The organism is Mesorhizobium sp. M5C.F.Ca.IN.020.32.2.1, assembly GCF_004023105.1.
In the GTDB taxonomy this organism is placed as follows: Bacteria; Pseudomonadota; Alphaproteobacteria; order Rhizobiales; family Rhizobiaceae; genus Mesorhizobium; species Mesorhizobium wenxiniae.
In genome coordinates this window covers 1-7,484 of the sequence record NZ_RZSX01000248.1, presented here as the reverse complement: position 1 = coordinate 7,484, position 7,484 = coordinate 1, and the positions used below count along the sequence as shown (strand labels likewise).

The following is a 7,484-nucleotide window of genomic DNA, read 5'->3' as shown; positions in this document are numbered from 1 at the left end:
GGTTTCGGCGCACCGCAAGGCGACCAACGCCCGCAACTTCACCAACTGTGACTCGCTGCTGATCGGCGACCAGTGCGGCGCGCACACCGTGCCCTACATGGAAGCCAAGAACGCGACGGCGAAGTTCGAGCATGAGGCGACGACGTCGAAAATTTCCGAAGACCAGAAATTCTACGTCATGCAGCGCGGCATCCCGGAAGAAGAGGCGATCGCGCTGATCGTCAACGGCTTCGTCAAGGACGTCATCCAGCAGCTGCCGATGGAGTTCGCCGTCGAGGCGCAGAAGCTGATTGGGATCTCGCTGGAAGGCAGCGTGGGTTGATTAGATGGAACGGCGCTCTTGGAAATTCTTCGAGCGTATCGAGAGCTTGATAGTCGTTCTGATGCGCTCGTTGACCCTCGCTATTGGAGGTGCCGTGGTGGTTCTGATAGGCGCAATGTTTGGCTTGAGTTCGGTAAAGAATATTGGTGGTTCGATCGCGGGCCTAGGCGCGGTTGGGTTTTTTGGCTGGATGTTCGTTACAGGCGATCTTGCGGGCGCGCTTTTAGGGAGATCCGGTCAAGGACCGAGCGTCGAGAAACAACAAGAACACGAAAGTAGAAAATGATGCTTGAGATCAAGAACCTGCATGCCCGCATTGTCGACGACGGCACCGAGATTATCCGCGGCCTGAACCTGACGGTTAAGGCCGGCGAGGTCGCCGCGATCATGGGCCCGAACGGCTCGGGAAAGTCGACGCTGTCCTACATCCTCGCCGGGCGCGAGGATTACGAGGTCACCGAAGGCGACATCCTCTACAACGGCCAGTCGATCCTCGAAATGGATCCGGCCGAGCGCGCCACATCAGGCATCTTTCTCGCCTTCCAGTATCCGATGGAGATACCGGGCGTGGCGACGATGGAATTCCTGAAGGTGGCGATGAACGAGCAGCGCAAGGCGCGCGGCGAGGAGCCGCTGAAGATCCCCGAATTCCTGAAGCGCGTGAAGGACGCCGCCGCCTCGCTCAACATGGACATGGCGATGCTGAAGCGGCCGCTCAATGTCGGCTTTTCCGGCGGCGAGAAGAAGCGCGCCGAGATCTTGCAGATGAAGCTCCTGGAGCCAAAACTCTGCGTGCTCGACGAGACCGATTCAGGCCTCGATATCGATGCGCTGAAGATCGTCTCGGACGGCGTCAACGCGCTGCGCTCGCCCGACCGCGCCATCGTCATCATCACCCACTACCAGCGCCTGCTCCAACACATCGAGCCGGATACTGTGCACGTGCTCTACAGGGGCCAGGTGATCAAATCGGGCGACAAGTCGCTGGCGCTCGATCTCGAGGCCAATGGCTATGCCGGCGTGATCGGCCAAGCCGCGTGAGATGCCAGAAGGCGAGACAAAGCTAGGCAAGGCGAAACTGATGAATATACATACGACACCCCAGCGAACGCCAGCCGAAACGGCGCTGATCGACGCCTTCAGCGACCGGCTCTCGCTGCTGCCCGGCGACGGCACGGTGATGCTGAAGCGCGACGACGCCATCGAGGCGATCAAGAGCGGCCTGCCGACGCGGCGCATCGAATCCTGGCACTACACCGACCTGCGTCGCCTGCTGGCTTCGGTGCCGGACTTCGATCCCGCGGCTGCCGCCAAGGCGATCGCACCGATCGTTGAAGGCTCTGCCGTTCTGCCAGTCCTGAACGGCGTCTCGAGCACGAAGCTGCCGACGGTTGATGGCGTTGCGGTGCAGCGCCTGTCGGAGAAGCTGACCGACGGCAGCGCAGCACCTGGGCTCGATCCGTATGGCACCGACGATGCAATCGGCGCCCTGAACACCGCTTTCGTTGCAGACGGCTATTTTGTCGACATCTCCGACGGCACCGAACTGGACAAGCCGATCGAACTGCAGAACCTGCAGGCCGGCGGCCAGACGCATGTGCGCTTGGGCGTCCGCGTCGGCGCCGGCGCCAAGGCTGTTATCGTCGAGCGCCAGGCGGGCGAGGGCGCCGCACTCGTCAGCTCGGTCAGCCAGCTTCTGCTTGACGAGGGCGCCGACGTGACGTGGCTGATCGTGCAGGAGCAGCCGGATACGGCCACGCATCTTGCCCAGTTCAAGGCGCATCTCGGCAAGAATGCGAAGCTGACGCTGTTCGTGATGAATGCCGGCGGCAAGCTGGTGCGCCAGGAGATCGTGGTCAAGACGACAGGCGAAGGCGCCGATTTCACGCTGCGCGGCATCAACCTGCTTGCCGGTGACACTCATACGGACGTGACCATGGTGCTCGACCATGCCGTGCCGCACACGGCTTCGACGGAAGTAATCCGCAATGTGGTTACCGGCAAGGCGCGCGGCATCTTCCAGGGGCGCATCAACGTCCACCAATATGCGCAGAAGACCAACGCCAAGATGGCCTGCAACACGCTGCTTCTGTCGGATGACGGCGAGTTCTCGACCAAGCCTGAGCTCGAAATCTTCGCCGACGATGTCGTCTGCGGCCATGGCGCGACCGTCACCGAGATCGACCATAGCCACCTGTTCTACCTGATGGCCCGCGGCATCGACGAGAAGACCGCGCGCGGCCTTCTGGTCAAGGCTTTCGTTGCCGAGGTAATTGAGGAGCTGGACGACGAGGCGATTGTCGAGGCGCTGGAAGCAAGGCTCGACGGCTGGTTCGTGGCGCACGGCTAGCGCCTTCCCTTCTCCCCTTGCGGGAGAAGGTGGATCGGCGCGTAGCGCCGAGACGGACGAGGGTGTTGGACGGAATGAGGCGATGAAGTTGTGATGGACCAGAAAGTCGAAAACATCCCCTACGACGTCGAGGCGATCCGCCGCGACTTTCCGATCCTGTCTCGGCAAGTTTACGGTAAGCCCCTGGTCTATCTCGACAATGGCGCCTCGGCGCAGAAGCCGCAGGTCGTGCTCGACGCTATCCAGCACGCCTATTCCCAGGAATACGCCAATGTCCATCGCGGGCTGCATTTCCTGTCGAATGCCGCGACCGACGCGTATGAGAACGCGCGGAAGATAGTGCAGAGGTTTCTCAACGCGCCGAGCACCGACAACATCGTCTTCACCTCGAACACCACCGCGGCGATCAACACCGTCGCCTACGGCTTCGGCATGCCGAATATCGGCGAGGGCGACGAGATCGTGCTTTCGATCATGGAGCACCATTCCAATATCGTGCCGTGGCATTTCATCCGCGAGCGGCAGGGCGCCAACCTGGTCTGGGTGCCGGTCGACGATCTCGGCGTCTTCCACATCGAGGAGTTCGAGAAGCGGCTGACTGATCGCACAAAACTGGTCGCCATCACGCACATGTCGAATGCACTGGGCACGGTGACGCCGATCAAGGAGATCGTCCGCATCGCGCACGCACGCGGCATTCCGGTGCTGGTCGACGGCAGCCAGAGCGCCGTGCATATGCCGATCGACGTCCAGGATCTCGATTGCGATTTCTTCGTCTTCACCGGCCACAAGGTCTACGGTCCCTCGGGCATCGGCGTGCTCTATGGCAAGAAGGACATGCTGGAGCGCATGCGCCCGTTCATGGGCGGCGGCGAAATGATCGAGGAGGTGACGCAAGACATCGTCACCTACAACGATCCGCCGCACCGTTTCGAGGCTGGCACGCCGCCGATCGTGCAGGCGATCGGGCTGGGCGCTGCGCTGGAATACATGGAAAAGATCGGCCGCGAGCGCATCGCCGCCCATGAGGCGGATTTGAAGGACTATGCGCATCAGCGGCTACGCGCCATCAATTCGCTGCGCATCTTCGGCGACGCGCCCGATAAGGGCGCCATCATCTCCTTCGAGTTGCAGGGTATTCATGCGCATGACGTATCGATGGTGATCGATCGGCAGGGTATTGCTGTCCGCGCCGGCACGCATTGCGCCCAGCCGCTGTTGAAACGCTTCGGCGTAACTTCCACATGCAGGGCATCGTTCGGCATGTATAATACCAGGGCCGAAGTCGACGCTTTGGCCGATGCGCTCGAAAAAGCGCGAAAATTCTTCGGGTGACGATGATGGATGATGCAGGCCGGACCGCTGAGACCACTTCGGAAACGACTGCCAACGGTCTGGTTTCCGCCTCGGCCATTCCCGCCGACGAACTGGCGCGGCTGACAGACGACATCGTCTCGGCGCTGAAGACGGTCTACGACCCGGAAATCCCGGCCGACATCTACGAGCTTGGCCTGATCTACAAGATCGACATCGAGGACGACCGCTCGGTCAAGATCGACATGACGCTGACCGCGCCTGGCTGTCCGGTGGCCGGCGAAATGCCGGGCTGGGTGGAAAATGCCGTCGGCGCCGTGGAGGGCGTTTCAGGCGTCGAGGTCACCATGACCTTCGATCCGCCCTGGTCACCCGACCGCATGTCGGAAGAGGCACAGGTCGCGGTGGGTTGGTACTAGCACCGGATATGACAAAGATTGGTGCACTTGCGCCAGGCAGAGAATTTCACCATTTTAGGTGAGGAATCATTCGGCAGGCCTTTAACCTGCGCGCAATGGAGAAAGAAAAGATGGGACGCTTTGCCGTCATCACGATGACCGAAAAGGCCGCCGACCGGGTTCGCGAGATCGTTGCGACCCGTGAGAATGCGTACGGCATTCGCCTTGGCATCAAGAAGGGCGGCTGCGCCGGCATGGAATATACGGTCGACCTGGTGACCGAGCCTAACACCAAGGACGACCATATCGAGCGCGACGGCGCCCATGTTTACGTCGCCCCCGAGGCCGCACTTTTCCTGTTCGGCACCGAGATGGATTTCGAGCAGACGACGCTGCGCACCGGCTTCACCTTCCGCAACCCGAACCAGAGTTCTGCCTGCGGCTGCGGCGAATCGGTCGAGTTGAAACCGGCCGATCTGAAGGCACTGGCCGAGGCGCGCGCTTCGGCCTGATCGGGCTCCTCAGTCCACCCACATTCCCGTTCGTTTGTGCCATCCGGCGATCGATTCTTCCGGATAGACATCGTAGGCCCTGTCGTCCTCGCCGATGTCGGGCTCGACCCAGTTCGCCTTGTATTTCAGCATGAGGTGCACCTTTTCAGGCGGTTTCGGCAGGTCTGTGTCGATCGCCGATGCAAATGGGTGGACCAGCTCCGGCCACGTCGGATCGTAGAGCCAGAGTGCCGATCCGCATTTCCTGCAGAAATTCCGCTCGCCTGACGAGATCTCGCATTGTGGATGCTCGTCGTCCTCGATCTCGGCTTGATAGACGCCAAGGTTGCGCTTGCCCTTGATTTTCAGCGTATCGAAATCGGCACCGAGATTGATGGCAAAGCCGCCGCCGCCCTGCTGCTTGCGGCAGATCGAGCAATAACAAAGCATGAACGGCACCGGCGTGTGGCTTTCCACCTCGAAGCGGACGGCATCGCACCGGCAGGACCCTTTGAGCAGAAGCGGCATGATGAGGGACTCCGAAGAATTTGGCTCTCAACTTGTCAGCATGGTTTTGGTTGCGGCGATGACAAGGGGAAATCCGGGTGACATGATCGCGGCATGGACAATGAACGCATTGCCGAACTTTTCGAAGGCCTCGGCCCGGTCAGCATTCGCAAGATGTTCGGCGGCAAGGGCATCTACTTCGACGGCGTCATCGTCGCCATCGTCATCCGTGGCGAATTGATGCTGAAGGCCGACTCGGAAAGCGCGCCCGAATTCGAAGCGGCCGGCTGCCGGCAATGGACCTACACCGGCTCGCGGCACGGCAAGCTCGTGTCCATGCCGTATTGGAGCATTCCCGACAGCGCCTTCGACGATCCGGACGAGATGGCGGTCTGGGCGCGCCGGGCCTATGAGGCGGGGCTGCGTGCCGGCAAATAGGCCGCCTCTCCACTGGTCATCCCCTCATGCCAATTTTCTGCGGCTCGGGCACAAGGGCCAGCGCGTCGGCAAAGTCTGCCGCCGTAAAGACCGGCACAAGTTCGGCACTTTCGATCGCAAGCATTGCCGCGGCAACGCCGTCACGCAGCGCCGCGCGCAGCGTCAGGCCGCGCAGCAGGGCGGCGACCGTTGCGCCCGCCAGCGCATCCGCGGCGACGCCAGTGACTTTTCTTGGCGGCGGGATCGAGAAGGCGCCGGCCTCGTCGAAACCCAGCACCGGACCGTCATCCGACCTCACCACGCCATATTTGAGGCCGGCGCGCCTCAGGCGGTCGACGATATCACGCTCCGCCGTGTCGATACCGACATCGGCGAGTGCGATTGCCTCGCGCTGGTCCATGAAGACCATCGCCAGGCTGCCAAGCACCGGCGCGAACCGCACCGCCTTGTCTGGTGAGACGGCGAGGGCGAAGACCGGCTTGCCGGCGGCAAGCGCCACCAGCCGCTCCAGCGCCGTCGACGGCAGGTTGGCGTCGCACAGGACCGCATCGGCGGTGCTGATCGCCTCACGCACCTTGGCACGGCGGATCTGCTTGGGAAGCGCCAGGTCGTAGAGTGCCATGTCGGAAAGGCCGACGATCAGCGCGCCGTCGCCGTCGATTATCGTCGTGTTGCTCGGCGTCGTGCGATCGAGGAACACCACGGATAGATCGGCAATGCCGGCCGCAGCGATGGCGCGCGAGACCGTGTCGGCCAGAACATCGCCGCCGCGCACCGAAAGCAGCGAGCCGGAGACGCCGCGCCGCACTGCGCCGCGCAGAGCATTGAAGACGGCGCCGCCGACAGCCTCGCGCATCGTGCCGGGATTCGACGCCGCCGGCACAAAGGCGCCCGAAACCTGGCCGCGCCGATCTATATAGGCGCCGCCTACGGCCAGGATTGTCGGCGACTTCATCATGCCTGGGAGGAGACCTTTGCTGTTGCCGGGCAAAGACTAGGGTGTCCGGCGGAACCCGGCAACCGGAGGCGCGATTCGAAAGATGCCAGCACGATCCTGCGGGGGAAGCGGGATGCATCCTGGAGTGAAAACACGAAACAAAAAAAGAACAAATCCGGATATTGTTTGTTTTTCAAACATTTGTCTCCCCTTGCCAGACGAGAACAAAAAAGGTACAAATTAATAAGGATTACGGATTGTCCGGCCTTCATTGACGACCAAGGGGTGATGTATCATGGCTCAGAATTCTTTGCGGCTTGTAGAGGACAAAGCAGTGGATAAATCAAAGGCTCTGGATGCGGCGCTGTCGCAAATCGAGCGTGCCTTCGGCAAGGGCTCGATCATGCGGCTCGGCGCAAACGAGCAGGTCGTCGAGATCGAAACGGTGCCGACTGGTTCGCTTGGCCTCGACATCGCGCTTGGCGTCGGCGGCCTGCCGCGCGGCCGCATCGTCGAGATCTATGGGCCGGAAAGCTCGGGCAAGACGACGCTGGCGCTGCACACGGTGGCCGAAGCCCAGAAGAAGGGCGGCATCTGCGCCTTTGTCGATGCCGAGCACGCACTCGATCCGGTCTATGCGCGCAAGCTCGGCGTCGACCTCGAAAATCTGCTGATCTCGCAGCCCGATACCGGCGAACAGGCGCTGGAGATCTGCGACACGCTGGTG

11 protein-coding genes are annotated in these 7,484 nt (G+C 61.7%); 9 read left to right on the top strand and 2 right to left on the bottom strand.

Annotated elements, in window-relative coordinates:
• The 7 genes from EOA86_RS14585 to sufA all read left to right on the top strand — a co-directional run.
• Positions 1–322: SufD family Fe-S cluster assembly protein (locus EOA86_RS14585; protein ID WP_206630023.1), on the top strand; the 322-nt coding region annotated here is incomplete at its 5' end.
• Between the two features lie 4 nt (positions 323–326).
• Positions 327–608, top strand: coding sequence for a hypothetical protein (locus tag EOA86_RS14580; protein ID WP_128342261.1), 282 nt, complete (start codon positions 327–329; stop codon positions 606–608).
• Positions 608–1,363, top strand: a complete 756-nt coding sequence (gene sufC / locus EOA86_RS14575; protein WP_029353585.1) for a Fe-S cluster assembly ATPase SufC — start codon at positions 608–610, stop codon at positions 1,361–1,363. The genes EOA86_RS14580 and sufC overlap by 1 nt, the downstream gene beginning before the upstream one ends.
• A 40-nt stretch (positions 1,364–1,403) precedes the next feature.
• On the top strand, positions 1,404–2,672 hold the full coding sequence (sufD, locus tag EOA86_RS14570) for a Fe-S cluster assembly protein SufD (RefSeq protein WP_065008288.1): 1,269 nt from the start codon (positions 1,404–1,406) through the stop codon (positions 2,670–2,672).
• A gap of 93 nt (positions 2,673–2,765) precedes the next feature.
• Positions 2,766–4,007, top strand: a complete 1,242-nt coding sequence (locus EOA86_RS14565; protein WP_128342259.1) for a cysteine desulfurase — start codon at positions 2,766–2,768, stop codon at positions 4,005–4,007.
• A 5-nt stretch (positions 4,008–4,012) separates the two neighbouring features.
• Positions 4,013–4,405, top strand: a complete 393-nt coding sequence (locus EOA86_RS14560; RefSeq protein ID WP_127212323.1) for an SUF system Fe-S cluster assembly protein — start codon at positions 4,013–4,015, stop codon at positions 4,403–4,405.
• 110 nt (positions 4,406–4,515) lie between these two features.
• Positions 4,516–4,896 (top strand): Fe-S cluster assembly scaffold SufA, encoded by a 381-nt coding sequence (gene sufA / locus EOA86_RS14555; RefSeq protein ID WP_029353590.1) that lies wholly within the window; start codon positions 4,516–4,518, stop codon positions 4,894–4,896.
• Between the two features lie 9 nt (positions 4,897–4,905).
• On the opposite strand, the gene EOA86_RS14550 is transcribed toward sufA, so the two are convergent.
• Positions 4,906–5,403, bottom strand: coding sequence for a GFA family protein (locus tag EOA86_RS14550; protein WP_029353593.1), 498 nt, complete (start codon positions 5,401–5,403; stop codon positions 4,906–4,908).
• Positions 5,404–5,496: 93 nt separating this feature from the next.
• On the opposite strand from EOA86_RS14550, the gene EOA86_RS14545 reads away from it, so the two are divergent.
• Entirely contained in the window at positions 5,497–5,820 is a 324-nt protein-coding gene (locus tag EOA86_RS14545; RefSeq protein WP_029353596.1) for a TfoX/Sxy family protein, read from the top strand.
• A gap of 16 nt (positions 5,821–5,836) precedes the next feature.
• Here EOA86_RS14545 and EOA86_RS14540 read toward each other — a convergent pair whose 3' ends face one another.
• Positions 5,837–6,778: a carbohydrate kinase family protein gene (locus EOA86_RS14540; RefSeq protein WP_128342257.1), complete on the bottom strand. Its 942-nt coding sequence runs from the start codon at positions 6,776–6,778 to the stop codon at positions 5,837–5,839.
• A gap of 274 nt (positions 6,779–7,052) precedes the next feature.
• Between EOA86_RS14540 and EOA86_RS14535 the strand changes: the two genes are divergently transcribed.
• The coding region (locus EOA86_RS14535) for an ATPase domain-containing protein (protein ID WP_281035662.1) at positions 7,053–7,484 on the top strand (432 nt) is incomplete at its 3' end.